Genomic DNA, 13,533 nt, shown 5'->3' with positions numbered 1-13,533 from the left:
ACGTTTTCGCATGCTTGAATCATTCGGAGAGCAAGAGAGGAGAGTCGGCATGGCAGCACTTCGTGGTCCGGACAGTTCCGAAGACGAGCGTCGTTTGGGGGAGCAGGCCGTCTTTCCGGAGACCGTGGACATCAACATCCGCCAGCTTGACCCGATTCCCGCGCCTCGCGCGTTCCTCAAGGAGCAGCCGCTTACCGACGCGATGAGCGAGCTGGTGCTTCACTCCCGTCAGGAGATCCGAGACGTGCTGAACGGCCGTGACGACCGCTTGCTGGTTATCGTGGGCCCGTGCTCCATCCATGATCCGAAGGCCGCCCATGAATACGCCGAAAAACTGGCCGCCGTCAAGCGCGAGCTTGAAGACCGCTTGGTCATCGTGATGCGCGTCTACTTCGAGAAGCCGCGTACCACCATCGGCTGGAAGGGCCTGATCAACGACCCTGACCTGGACGGCCGTTTCAACATCCGCAAGGGCATGTGGCTCGCCCGCAAGGTGCTGACCGACGTGCTGAGCCTCGGCCTTCCCGCCGCCACCGAATGGCTTGACCCCATCACTCCGCAGTACATTTGCGATGCGATCAGCTGGGGTGCCATCGGTGCGCGCAACACGGAAAGCCAGGTTCACCGCGAGCTGGCCAGCGGCCTGTCGATGCCGGTCGGCTTCAAGAACGCCACCGACGGTTCGATCAAGCCTGCCGCCGATTCCTGCTACACGGCCGGGTTCGAACATCATTTCCTGTCCATCAACCTCGATGGGCGCGTCATCTCCGCTGAGACCAAGGGCAATCCGGATTGCCATCTCATTCTGCGCGGCTCCAATACCGGTCCGAATTATGATGCCGAATCGGTGCGTCAGGCTATTGCCGCGCTGAAGGCTTCCAAGGCGTCCGGTCCGAGCGAACATGGTCTGGTCATCGACGCCGCACACGGCAATTGCGGCAAGGATGAGAACCGCGAAGCCGAAGTGGTCGAGGAGCTGGCCGAGCGCATCGCCGCCGGCGAGCCTGGCATCACCGGCATCATGATGGAAAGCTTCCTCGTAGGCGGCCATCAGAAGCCCGCGCCGCTCGACCAGCTCGTCTACGGACAGTCCGTCACCGATGCCTGCGTGCCGTGGGACCGCACCAACGAGCTGCTGCATACGCTGGCCGACGCGGTCACCGCCCGTCGCAACCTTCAGCGATAAGGTACTTTGTTGCAAGAAACGCTCACTGAACAGTGCTCAGTGAGCGTTTTGCAGCAGAAGGGCGCACTGCAGGCGCGCTGAGGCGCTGAAGTGTGTTTGAGGGTTTGTTTGTTCCTGTGACACTTTATTCTTGGGGAAGATAGTGCACAAGGAGAAGAGAACATGCAGCAGCAGCAAGGCCAGAACCTGGCTGAGCAGACATCACCGGTCCATCCCCAGCCGTTGAACACGCCGGAGGAGCTTCGGGCCATCCGGCAGGCGATGGATGAGGGGAAGAATCCGCTTGTCGCCACCGATGTGCCGCGTTGGGAGGATCAGGTCGGCGTCAGCCGTATCGTCAACCGACGGGTGCTGGAGCTTGAGCCGCTTCCTACGCCGGCCCAAGTGCTAGCGGAACTGCCGCTCAGCGCGCATGCTCAGGAGATCGTCGCCTACTCGCGTGACGAGATCCGCGCCTGCCTCTATGGGCAGGATGATCGTCTATTGGTGATTGTGGGTCCGTGCTCGGTGCATGACCCGGCAGCTGCGCTTGATTACGCCCACAGACTGGCGAAAGTCATGAACGAGCTCGACGGCGAGCTGCTCATCGTCATGCGGGTGTACTTCGAGAAGCCGCGTACCACGGTCGGCTGGAAGGGGCTCATCAACGACCCGGACATCGACGGCACCCACAACATCCGCAAAGGCCTGTTGCTGGCACGCAAGACGTTGCTCGGTGTGCTTGATGAAGGTCTGGCTGCCGCAACGGAATTCCTTGAGCCGACGAGCCCGCAGTTCATCGCCGATGCGGTGAGCTGGGGTGCCATCGGTGCGCGCAACACGGAAAGCCAGGTGCATCGTCAGCTCGCCAGTGGCATGTCGATGCCGATCGGTTTCAAGAACGCCACTGATGGCTCGGTCAAGGCGGCGGTGAACGGCTGTTTCGCGGCGTCCCAGCAGCATACCTTCTTCGGCATCGACCATATGGGCCGTGCCTGTGCCGTGGAGACACTCGGCAATCCGGACTGCCATGTGGTGCTGCGTGGCTCCATTCACGGCCCCAATTACGATGCCACGTCCGTGGCCAAGGCCATGGAGACGATCCGCGACGAAATGCCGGCGGATTCCGCCGCGTCACATGGATTGATCGTGGATTGCTCGCATGGCAACTCCGGCAAAGACGAGCATCGTCAGGCTGAAGTGGTGCGGGACATCGCGCGGCGCATCGCGGCAGGTGAGCGCGGCATCACCGGAATCATGATGGAAAGCTTCCTCGTAGGCGGCAATCAGCCGGCCGCTCCTCTCGACCAGCTGGTCTACGGCAAATCCATCACCGACCGTTGCATCAGCTGGCCGGATACCGAGGCACTGCTGCGCGAGCTGGCCGACGCCGTCGCCACCCGTCGCTGGCACTGACCTTCCTTCTGGCTCCCTTTGTCAAGGGAGCTGTCGAACGTAGTGAGACTGAGGGGTAGTTCTTCTAGTCTGAGATGTAATAACGTGAAAGGAACTTATATATGGGTATGAAAACGGTAGCCATCATTGGCGCATTGGATGAGGAAGTGGCGCTGATCGCCAAGTCGCTCACCCACGTCACCCACATCGCCAAGGGCAGTCTGGACATCGCGGTGGGTACCGTGGACTCGTTCGGTTCGGACGTCATCAAGGTCGCCGCCACGGTGGGTGGCATGGGCTTGGTGAATGCCGCGGCCACCACCCAGCTGCTCATCGATGAATTTGCGCCGGATGCCGTGATTTTCTCCGGAATCGCCGGCAATCTCAACACCCATCTGCATATCAACGATGTGGTGCTCGGTGGTACGTTGCGTTACCTCGATACCGATATGCGTCTGGTGGGACAGTGGAAGCCCGGCACCGAAGACAAGCCGGTCGAGGAATTCTTCTCCGACCCGCACCTGCTGCAGGTCGCCGATCAGGCGCTCGCCAATGCCGGCATCACCCACATCACCGGTATCATCGCCTCCGGCAATTACTTCGTGGACACCCCCGAAAAGGTCGAGGAGGTCATTCGCCGAACCGGTGCCGACGCTGTGGAGATGGAAGGTGCCGCCGTGGCGCAGGTCGCCGCCCGCAACGATGTGCCTGCTCTGGTGATTCGTGCGCTCTCCGACAATGCCGATACCGATTACGAGGTGTTCAAGGAGTTCGATATCTCCGAATACGCCGACACTGCTGCCCGCCTTGCCGTGGACATCGTCAAGCGACTGTGATTCTCTTGGCTTCGGCTGCCCTGATGATGGACTGATGACGCTCTGATGACGCCCCTCTTCATGAGGGGCGTCATCATATGGCGACGGATTGTGTGCTCACAGGTCTTTCCCATAGGCCTATAGGCCCGTAGGTTCACAATGTGAACGATTCAGGCTCTCGTCCGCAGCCAAGGTCCATACTCGAACATCAGGCACAGCGATGTGTGGGGACGTCGTTGTGGCCACAAGCCGATTCACGCCTCTCCGCATGCCTGTCGTTGTGCTTTGAATTGTGAGCCATGGCATGCCAACCGCAGCCATGGCACATGCTGCATAAGTATGTACGGACAGCGTATGCAAACGCTGATTCGCAGCATGAGGAGAGAGAACCATAATGTCTGCAACTGCAACCGCAGCCGTTCAGGAACCCGTGAAGAAGGATTCGGTTCCTGAGATCATCGCTGCTTCCATGGTCGGTACGGCCATCGAATTCTACGACAATTACTGTTATTCCATCGCCGCGGCAAGCTACTTCGGCATGATCTTCTTCACGAGCGTCGCCAAGTCCAACCCGGCGCTCGCCACCCTGATGGCGTTCGTCACGTTCGCCGTGTCCTTCCTTGCTCGCCCGTTCGGCTCCATGCTGTTCGGCCACTTCGGCGACAAGATGGGCCGCAAGAAGACGCTGGTCATCGCGCTGATGACGATGGGCATCGCCACCTTCCTGGTCGGCTGCCTGCCTGGCTATGACCAGATCGGCCCGTGGTCCGTGGTCATCCTGTGCATCTGCCGCGCATGCCAGGGTGTCGGCCTCGCCGGTGAATGGTCCGGTGCCGCCCTCGTGGCCACCGAAAACGCCCCGGCCGACAAGCGTGCGCTCTACGGCTCCTTCCCGAACCTTGGCGCCCCGATCGGCTTCTTCTGCGCCTATGGCCTGAACCTGCTGCTCGAGTCCAACCTGAGCCAGGAGCAGATGATCGCCTTCGGTTGGCGTATCCCGTTCCTGTGCTCCGCGGTGCTGGTCATCATCGGCCTGTATGTGCGCGCCCGCATGTCCGAGACCCCGGTGTTCCGCAAGGCGCACACTGAGAAGCGCACCTCCAAGCACCCGCTGCGTGACCTCCTGCCGTACTGGAAGGAAGTCCTGCTGGGTACGGTCGCCATGGGCATCACCTACACCCTGTTCTATGTGCTCGGCACCTGGTCCCTTTCCTACGGCGTCAAGGGCCTGAAGTTCAGCCAGAGCGATTACCTGCTCATGCAGATGTGCTCGGTGGTGTTCTTCGCCATCTTCATCGTGGTCTCCTGCGTCTACGCCGACAAGGTGGGCCGCAAGAAGGTCCTGTTCGTGGTGACTGCTGGCACGCTGGTCTTCAGCTTCTTCACCCCGCTGCTGCTCGTGCACTCCGCCGCCCACATCATGATTTTCCTGTGCGTCGGCTTCGTGCTCATGGGCGGCCTGTTCGGGCCGTGCGGCGCCTACCTGCCTGAGCTCTTCCCGGTGCACGTTCGTTACTCCGGCGCAGGCCTGAGCTACAACCTCGCCGCCATCTTCGGTGGCGCGTTCGCCCCGACCATCGCCCAGGCTCTGGTTTCCTCCAAGTTCGGCGTGGCCGGTGTGGGCTGGTACATGGCCATCATGGCCGCGCTCGCCCTGCTCGCCCTGTTCCTCATCAAGGAAAGCAAGGATAAGGATTACGAGCTGTGATCGTATGGTTGAGGTCGTTCTGACCTTGACCGTCGAATGAACGGTGTCGCCATTCGTGACGGCGCCGTTTTTTCGTACCTGTGTCGATGTGGTTTGTGTCGATGTGGTTTGTGCTGGCCCGGTATTGCTGATGCGAGCGTGATGCCTCGAGCTGCCGGATGGGTTGCGCGGCATATGGTGTCGCCTGCCGCCAGTGCCTGGCGTCTGTGGTCCTGGCGCTGCACGTCTCCTCAAATGAACAGTAGGCGAACTTACGTAGTCGGCTTCGTGTGCTACATGAGAGACGTTTTACTCTAGGAATCATGAGTTTCTGGCAGATTATCGTGATTCTGGTGCTGGTCGCATTGTGCTTGGCGTGGGCCATCGTCATCTCGTACGGCAAAGGGCGTGCCTCCGGGCGGGCCGCAGCCGAGGAGGCCTTCGCCTCCGATAAGGACGCCAAATCACTGTTCGGCGAGGACGTACCCGTTCGTCCTACCGAGCGTCGTCTCATAGAGGTCATGCCAGAAGCCTTGATCATCACTGACCGCAACGGGCAGGTGCAGTACGCCAGTCCCGGATCGGTGCCGTTCGGACTCGTCTCGGGCAAGCGCATCAATTCGCGCGAAGTCGAAGACATCCTTACCCAGGCTGCCTCGGACGGAGGCGTGCGCGAGCGTGAGGTCCAGCTGCCGGTGGACCGTAGCCCATTCCCTTCGATCATCACCGGCAAAGGTATTGAAGCCGGACAGCTCAGGCCATCGAACACCCTGTATCTGCGTGTGCGCATCGGCGATATCGGCGAAGATCTGTATGCCATTTTCATCAGCGACATGTCCGAACAGCGTCGTTTCGAGGCTGTGAGGCGTGATTTTGTGACCAACGTCTCCCATGAATTGAAGACTCCGGCAGGAGCGATCGCGCTGCTTGCCGAGACCATCACCGATGCCGCCGATGATCCGGACGCCGTACGGTACTTCTCCGGCCGCATATCCAAGGAGTCGGCGCGACTGACCGAGCTGGTGCATCACCTGATCGATCTGCAGCGGGCGCAAAGCTCTCAGGGCGTGGTCAATGCGAAGCGCATCTCCGCGTTGGACATAGCCCGTGCTGCGATCGCCGACAACCAGGTGCAGGCGGAGGCCCACCATGTGGATATCCGTCTCAACGCCAACGGGCATTCGGCGCCGCTCGATGCCACCGACGCTTCCGCGGCTGATGCCGAGTCGGCGCGGAATCTGTACATCAAGGCGGATGCCGATGCCATGCAGACGGCGGTCAAGAATCTGGTGGAGAACGCCATTCACTATTCGCCCGAGCGCACCACGGTGGCCGTGGATGTTGCGGAGCGTAACGGCAAGGTCGCTATTCGCGTGGTCGATCAGGGCATCGGCATTCCCGAGGAGTCCTTGGACCGTATCTTCGAACGTTTCTACCGCGTCGACCCCGCGCGTTCGCGCCAGACCGGCGGCTCGGGGCTGGGGCTCGCCATCACCAAGCACTGCGTGCAGGAAAATGGCGGACGCATCTCCGTGTGGTCCCGTGAAGGCGAGGGGTCGACGTTCACCATCGAATTGCCCGCTGCCAAGCCCGACCCTGAGCCCGCTGCCGAGTCTGAGTCCGACCCCGTCGTTGAGCAGGAGCCTGCTGCCGAGCAGGAGCCGGTGCAGCAGGGGAGTCCTTCAAGTGTCTCCGCTGTGGATTCCACCACTGCGGATTCTTCCGCTTCCGGGCCCGCATCGCCGGTGTCCGATGATGATGCCGGTGGGAAGATGACGGAATCGGCGTCCTGAAAGGCTGGCGTCGATTCTCTGGCAGATCTCAGCCGGAAGGCCGGCTCACAGGCTGAATCTTCCAAGCGTTGAAGAAGCGTCGATTTGTCGGGAACCCCTCTCATGGCGAGGCCCGGCGAACACGACAGCCCGATGCGCGCGGGTGGCAATCGCGGAGATCGTGACGTGGCAGGGTGTTTTCGCGTATTCACTCCACGTAGCGCATACTAATAAATTACGTACTTTAGGCAAACGGCAGGAGAACGAAGAGGGGATGGCTACGATGGTATCTGAGAATTTTGCGCTTACCCGACCGGGGACATACCCGAGAAAGGCCACTATGACACGTATTCTTATCGTCGAAGACGAGGAATCCTATCGCGAACCATTGGTCTATCAACTTACACGCGAGGGGTATGACGTGTCTGCTGCGGCCACCGGTGAGGAGGGCTTGGAACTGTTCACCAAGGGTGGCATCGACATGGTGTTGCTTGATCTGATGCTGCCGGGCATTGACGGCACTGCGCTGTGCCGTCGGATACGCGAACAAAGCCGCGTGCCGATTATCATGCTCACGGCCAAGAGCGCGGAGATCGACAAGGTGGTCGGACTGGAGATCGGTGCCGACGATTATGTGACCAAGCCGTACTCGTTCCGCGAGCTGTTGGCGCGCATCCGTGCCGTGTTGCGCCGCAATCAGTCCACCGCCCAGTCCACCGGTGCCGTGGATGATGATATTCCGCTGGTATGCGGGGACATTTCCATGCAGGTCGGCCAGCATCAGGTCACCGTGCGCGGCGAGACCGTGTTCTTCCCGCTCAAGGAGTTCGAGCTGCTCGAGTACCTGATGCAGAACAAGGGACGTGTGATGACCCGCCATCAGCTCATCGATCGCATCTGGGGCTCCGATTACGTCGGCGATACGAAGACGCTTGACGTGCACGTCAAGCGTGTGCGCTCCAAGATCGAAGAGGACCCGGCTCATCCCAAGTATCTGACGACCGTGCGCGGACTCGGCTACAAAATCGACAAGCCCACGGAGTGAAACAAAGTACGGAAACTACACATGCTTCGTGTAGTTTCAAATATGCTCGAGTGTTCATCTTCTGTTTACTGATTTCGGTTTTGGCCCCTCTCAATGGCTAATACTCTAGTAAATGTCATGAGTTGACCGGGTGGGTTTTCCTGCCCGAGATTTACTGATAGAGGGAATAAGAAACATCATGCAGAAGAACATTCTCGTTCGCTCCCTTGCCGCTCTGTCCGGCATCGCGATGCTCGCTACTGTCGCTGCCTGCGGCGACAACACTGCCTCCACTGGCAACAACTCTTCTTCCACCGATTCCGCTACCAAGGCCGAGCCGGTCTCCGGCGACTTCCAGGGCGCTGGCGCTAGCTCCCAGCAGGCTGCCGTCGAAGCTTGGATCGCCGGCTTCCAGGGCACCAACCCTGACGCCAAGATCGCCTACAACCCGACCGGTTCCGGCGCTGGCGTGACCACCTTCCTGACCGGTGCCACCGCTTGGGCCGGCTCCGACAAGGCCCTGTCCGATGACGACATCGAGAAGTCCAAGGCTGTCTGCGCCTCCGGCCAGGCCTTCGACGTCCCGGTCTACATCTCCCCGATTGCCATCGTCTTCAACCTGAAGGGCATCTCCGACGCCGGCAAGCACATCAACCTCGATGCTGCTACCGCCGCCAAGATTTTCGACGGCAAGATCACCACTTGGAACGACCCGGCCATCCAGGACCAGAACGAGGACCTCAAGCTGCCGAGCACCCCGATCACCGTTGTGCACCGCTCCGACAAGTCCGGCACCACTCAGAACTTCGTCTCCTACTTCAAGGATCAGGCTCCTGACGCTTGGACCTACGACCTCTCCGAGAACTGGCCGAACGAGGTTGGCCAGGGCGCCAAGGGCACTTCCGGTGTGATTTCCACCGTCAAGCAGGCCGACGGCACCATCGGTTACGCTGACTTCTCCCAGGTTGGCGACCTCGGCACCGCCGCCATCAAGGTCGGCGACTCCTACAACGAGATCTCCGCTGAGGCTGGCTCCAAGGTCATCGGCGACTCCAAGCTCGACGACACCGCCAAGGGCGACAACCGTGTGGTTGTGAAGATCAACCACGCCACCGAAGCCAAGGGTGCCTACCCGATCGTGCTGGTCTCCTACGACATCGTCTGCCCGGCCTACAAGGACGCCAAGCAGGGCGAGTTCGCCAAGGCTTGGCTGACCTACGTCACCTCCGAGGAAGGCCAGAAGGCCGCTCAGGATGCCGCCGGCTCCGCTCCGCTGCCGTCCAGCCTGACCTCCCAGATCAGCAAGTCCATCGAGGCCATCAAGACCAAGTGACTCACGGCGGTTACACAACCGCATGATTCATTGATTCAGGATAACTGAAAACCGACCAAATCAATGGTCTGAAACTTTGAGCCGCAGTCGTAGTAAACGGCTGCGGCTCAAAGCGGGTAAAGGACATGTTTCCCACATGGCTCTACTCGCAATCGTTTTTGTCAATTCCTTCATATAAGGAGAATCCGTGAGTTCGCAAGACAAAACGGCTCTCGCACCCACAGGCGGGAAAACCGCCGATAAGGTGTTCCGCGGTGTGGCGTATGGCTGCGGCATCCTGATTCTTGTGGTGCTTGCCGCCGTATTCCTCTTCCTCTTCTTCCGCGCATGGCCGCTCATCGGTGGCGATCAGGCTGCGAACAACGAGACTGTTTCCAACTTCACCGGTGGTAAGGCGAACAATTTCTGGGGTTATGTGCTCCCGCTGTTGTTCGGCACCGTGCTGGTCTCCATCCTCGCCCTGATTATCGCCTTCTTCGTTTCCATCGGCATCGCACTGTTCATTTCGCACTATGCGCCTAAGAACATCGCCACTGGTCTGAGCTATGTGGTGGATTTGCTCGCCGCAATTCCTTCCGTAATCTACGGTCTGTGGGGTGGTCTGATTCTGGTTCCTGCCATTTACCCGTTCTGGGATTGGGTGGCCAACCACCTTGGCTGGATTCCGATCTTCGCAGGTCCTGCAGCAAACCCGCAGCGTACCGTGGGTACGGTCGCCGTGGTGCTCGCCGTTATGGTGCTGCCGATCATCACCTCCATGTCGCGTGATATCTTCCTCCAGACGCCGTCCCTGCAGCAGGAAGCTGCGTATGGCCTCGGCGCCACCAAGTGGGAGATGATCAAGCTCGCCGTGATTCCGTTCGGCAAGTCCGGTATCGTGTCCGCCTCCATGCTGGCTCTTGGTCGTGCACTCGGTGAGACCATGGCCGTCTTGATGATCCTGTCTCCTGGCCTCAGCTACTCCATCAAGCTACTGCAGGCTTCCCAGAGCCAGACCATCGCAGCCAACATCGCCGCACAGTACCCTGAAGCCAACGACCTCGGCGTGTCCGTCCTGATTGGAACCGGTTTGATCCTGTTCCTCATCACCTTCGTCGTGAACTTCGTGGCTCGTAAGATCACTGAGAAAGCGGGTGCCTGATGGCTGAAGCAACCAAGAAGAAGAACCTTGACGGCGCTCCCGTCATCGACTTCGACAAGTTCCGCCCGACCCGTTCCTCCGAGCAGGCCCGTAAGATCAAGGACTACGTGATGACCGGCGTCATCGCGCTGGCCTTCGTCATCGCCTGCATCCCGCTGGTCTCCGTGCTGTGGACCACCATTATCAATGGTGCGAAGCGTCTGAACCTGAACTTCCTCGGTTACAACATGACCGGTGTGGTCGGTGGTAACCCGACCCCGTCCGGTGGCTACGGTGGTGTTCTCCACGCCATCATCGGTACTCTTGAGATCACTGCCGGTGCAATGGTCATCTCCATCCCGATCGGCATCATGTGCGCCGTGTACCTGGTTGAATACGCGCACGGCGGCAAGCTGGCCATGACCATCTCGCTGCTCGTCGATGTGATGAGTGGTATTCCTTCCATCGTCGCCGGTCTGTTCGCATTCTCGATGTTCACCATCGTGTTCGGACCTGGTACCATCAACGGTTTCGAAGGTTCTGTGGCATTGTCCCTGCTGATGTTGCCGACCGTGGTCAAATCCTGTGAAGAGATGCTGAAGATCGTTCCGAACGATCTTCGTGAGGCTTCTCTTGCTCTGGGTGTTACCAAGCAGCGTACGATCACCAAGATCGTGCTCCGTACCGCTCTGCCGGGCATCGTCTCCGGCTGCATCCTCGCCATCGCACGTGTGATCGGTGAGACTGCACCGTTGCTGATGACCGCAGGTTACATCGCCAGCACCAACGTGAACCTCTTCTCCGGCCAGATGACCACCCTGCCTGTGTACGTCTATCAGGAATACTCCAAGCTCAACGCCAACTGCCCGGCTGGTGCCGACGCCTCCTGCGTCACCACCATTCCTATGGAACGTTCCTGGTCCGCCGCACTTGTGCTGATCATCATCGTGCTGCTCTTGAACTTGATCGGCCGTCTGGTCGCCAAGGTCTTCGCAGTCAAGACCGAGCGCTAAACCGTTCAACAATAAGGAATAAGGAAACATCATGGGACAACGTATTGACGTCAACCACGAGAACATCTACTACGGTGACTTCCTTGCTGTGGAAGATGTGAACATCAACATCGAGGCCAACAAGGTCACCGCGTTCATCGGCCCCTCTGGCTGCGGCAAGTCCACCGTGCTGCGCACCCTGGATCGTATGCACGAGCTTATCCCCGGCGCTCACGTCGAGGGCGAGGTCCTGCTCGAGGGCAAGAACCTGTACGACAAGGACGTGGATCCTGTGTCCGTTCGTCGTGACGTCGGCATGGTCTTCCAGCGCCCGAACCCGTTCCCGACCATGTCCATCCGCGAGAACGTGCTCGCCGGTGTTCGTCTGAACAACAAGCACCTGAGCAAGTCCGACGCCGACGACCTGGTTGAGTGGGCCCTGCGCGGCGCCAACCTGTGGAACGAAGTCAAGGATCGTCTGGACAACCCGGGCATCGGCCTTTCCGGTGGTCAGCAGCAGCGTCTGTGCATCGCCCGCGCTGTGGCTGTGCACCCGCAGGTCGTGCTGATGGATGAGCCTTGCTCCGCCCTTGACCCGATCTCCACCCTGGCCGTTGAGGATCTGATCAACGAGCTCAAGGACGATTACACCATCGTGATCGTGACCCACAACATGCAGCAGGCCGCCCGTATCGCCGACTACACCGCCTTCTTCAACCTGAAGGCCGTTGGCCAGCCCGGTCACCTCGAGTACTTCGCCGACACCACGACGATGTTCAACAACCCGCAGAACGAAGAGGCCGAGCGTTACATCTCCGGCCGCTTCGGCTGATCGATCCTGCGCGCGGCCCACGCGGCTGTACGCAGGTTGTGCCTGAGCGTGGCGTTGACCGCGTAAGGCTGATAAAGACCGCCCGTGAGGCGGTCTTTTTGTTTTGTTTTCTTCTTTCTCGCCTGCAACGATTCTGCCAATCCTCGACCTAGTCTGGCGCACTTATGCCGATTGGCAGAATTACTCGGCAGAATCGTCGCTGCTGATGCATTATGAAGTGCAACGATTCTGCCATGGTGGGTTGTGACTTACTCTGATTAAGCCAATCTGCCAGTTGCTTTGGCAGGATCGTTGCGGTGCGATTGCATCACAGTGTGGCGGCGTACTGAGCCACCGAAGCGGTAACTTCCTTGAGATAGTCGAGCGAACGACGCCAATGGCCGGGGACTTCGATTGAATGGTTGGCGTCCGGATACTCATGCACGTGCGGGGTCAGTGCATTCGCGCGCGTACGGTCGTAGAACGGGTCCGCAGTGCCGGCGCAAATCAGCGGCGCAGGGCCGTTGTACCGGCTGACTCGGGCATGCGAATCGCCGGCATGTTCTGAGCGAATCGCCTGTGCTGCCTCTTCCACGCTCGGCGCCTCGGGCTCGCCAACGATGTCATCGCCGACGGCGGGCACCGGGATCACGCGCGCCGACGGGTCAAAGTCGGCGTGATGCAGCACCGGAGTCAGCAATACAAACGGCAGACCATAGTGCGATGCCACATGCGGATAGGTCATCGTCGTCAACGATTTGCCGATCAGCAGCAGTCGCGGCGCGCGGGCAGGCGAGGCAGAGCCATCGGTCCCGGATGCGTTGCGCACTGATGCGACCCAATCGTCGATGGCATCATTGAGCACAGGAATCACGGTGGACAGGTCGTCCGAAGCGTTGCGCACATTCATACGATCGATGCGCCAGCCGTTTTCCGCCAATGCCTGGGCAGCCCAATACAGCAGCGGACGATCGCAGTTGTAGCCAGTGCCGGGCATCAACAGCACGCGCCCGTGCTCATGCCCCGGCTTGACCGTGTTCTTTCTCCATGAAGTGATACTGACTTCCACCGGTGTCTGTGCCATGTTCCCCTTCTTTCGGCCTCTTATCTGCGATTGCCAGTCTACGCTTTTCCGCTAACTGCATTCTCCGAATCCGACGGCAGTGTTTTCGCGATATATGCACCGGTTATAATCAACGATGGTTCTGATCGGGTGACTGCGTCGAACGCGCGCGGACAGGTCGATCAGGGCGAGTCGCAATTCTCGCCGGGGTGACCATGTCCAGCACGACAAGCAAATCAGACGAATGGCAGCATTGACGTCAGCATTGACGTTTATGCGTCTGTGTCGGTGCCACGCATCGACGTCTCTCGCTTGCCGGCGAACGGCGAAACCCCGCACAACCCAAGGAAGTAGAG

10 protein-coding genes and 1 pseudogene are annotated in these 13,533 nt (G+C 59.8%); 10 read left to right on the top strand and 1 reads right to left on the bottom strand.

Features of this window, described 5'->3' with window-relative positions; genetic code table 11:
* Positions 1-49 precede the first annotated feature (49 nt).
* The 10 genes and pseudogenes from BW09_RS01510 to pstB all read left to right on the top strand — a co-directional run bounded on the left by BW09_RS01510 (position 50) and on the right by pstB (position 12,135).
* Positions 50-1,186 carry a 3-deoxy-7-phosphoheptulonate synthase gene (locus tag BW09_RS01510; RefSeq protein WP_044089156.1) on the top strand — a complete coding sequence of 379 codons (1,137 nt, stop codon included), beginning with the start codon at positions 50-52 and terminating at the stop codon, positions 1,184-1,186.
* A 162-nt stretch (positions 1,187-1,348) separates the two neighbouring features.
* Positions 1,349-2,581, top strand: a complete 1,233-nt coding sequence (locus tag BW09_RS01505) for a 3-deoxy-7-phosphoheptulonate synthase (RefSeq protein WP_044089155.1) — start codon at positions 1,349-1,351, stop codon at positions 2,579-2,581.
* A 101-nt stretch (positions 2,582-2,682) separates the two neighbouring features.
* Entirely contained in the window at positions 2,683-3,396 is a 714-nt protein-coding gene (mtnN, locus tag BW09_RS01500) for a 5'-methylthioadenosine/S-adenosylhomocysteine nucleosidase (RefSeq protein WP_081886464.1), read from the top strand.
* A 373-nt stretch (positions 3,397-3,769) separates the two neighbouring features.
* The gene (locus tag BW09_RS01495; protein ID WP_044089154.1) at positions 3,770-5,083 is read left to right on the top strand and encodes an MFS transporter; all 1,314 of its coding nucleotides are present in this window, start codon (positions 3,770-3,772) and stop codon (positions 5,081-5,083) included.
* 302 nt (positions 5,084-5,385) lie between these two features.
* Positions 5,386-6,681, top strand: a pseudogene (locus BW09_RS01490) (sensor histidine kinase); the annotation flags it as partial.
* Positions 6,682-7,174: 493 nt separating this feature from the next.
* On the top strand, positions 7,175-7,879 hold the full coding sequence (locus BW09_RS01485) for a response regulator transcription factor (protein ID WP_044089153.1): 705 nt from the start codon (positions 7,175-7,177) through the stop codon (positions 7,877-7,879).
* Between the two features lie 178 nt (positions 7,880-8,057).
* Positions 8,058-9,191, top strand: a complete 1,134-nt coding sequence (gene pstS, locus BW09_RS01480) for a phosphate ABC transporter substrate-binding protein PstS (RefSeq protein ID WP_044089152.1) — start codon at positions 8,058-8,060, stop codon at positions 9,189-9,191.
* 187 nt (positions 9,192-9,378) lie between these two features.
* The gene (gene pstC / locus BW09_RS01475) at positions 9,379-10,332 is read left to right on the top strand and encodes a phosphate ABC transporter permease subunit PstC (protein WP_044089151.1); all 954 of its coding nucleotides are present in this window, start codon (positions 9,379-9,381) and stop codon (positions 10,330-10,332) included.
* On the top strand, positions 10,332-11,324 hold the full coding sequence (gene pstA, locus BW09_RS01470; protein ID WP_044089149.1) for a phosphate ABC transporter permease PstA: 993 nt from the start codon (positions 10,332-10,334) through the stop codon (positions 11,322-11,324). The genes pstC and pstA overlap by 1 nt, the downstream gene beginning before the upstream one ends.
* Before the next feature lie 31 nt (positions 11,325-11,355).
* Positions 11,356-12,135: a phosphate ABC transporter ATP-binding protein PstB gene (gene pstB, locus BW09_RS01465; protein ID WP_044089148.1), complete on the top strand. Its 780-nt coding sequence runs from the start codon at positions 11,356-11,358 to the stop codon at positions 12,133-12,135.
* Between the two features lie 307 nt (positions 12,136-12,442).
* Here pstB and BW09_RS01460 read toward each other — a convergent pair whose 3' ends face one another.
* Positions 12,443-13,198 (bottom strand): hypothetical protein, encoded by a 756-nt coding sequence (locus BW09_RS01460; protein WP_044089147.1) that lies wholly within the window; start codon positions 13,196-13,198, stop codon positions 12,443-12,445.
* Positions 13,199-13,533 lie beyond the last annotated feature (335 nt).

This window comes from Bifidobacterium sp. UTCIF-1, assembly GCF_006408915.1.
Taxonomy (GTDB): Bacteria; Actinomycetota; Actinomycetes; order Actinomycetales; family Bifidobacteriaceae; genus Bifidobacterium; species Bifidobacterium reuteri.
The sequence above is the reverse complement of the archived record's forward strand: the minus strand, read 5'-3'. Positions and strand labels throughout refer to the sequence as shown.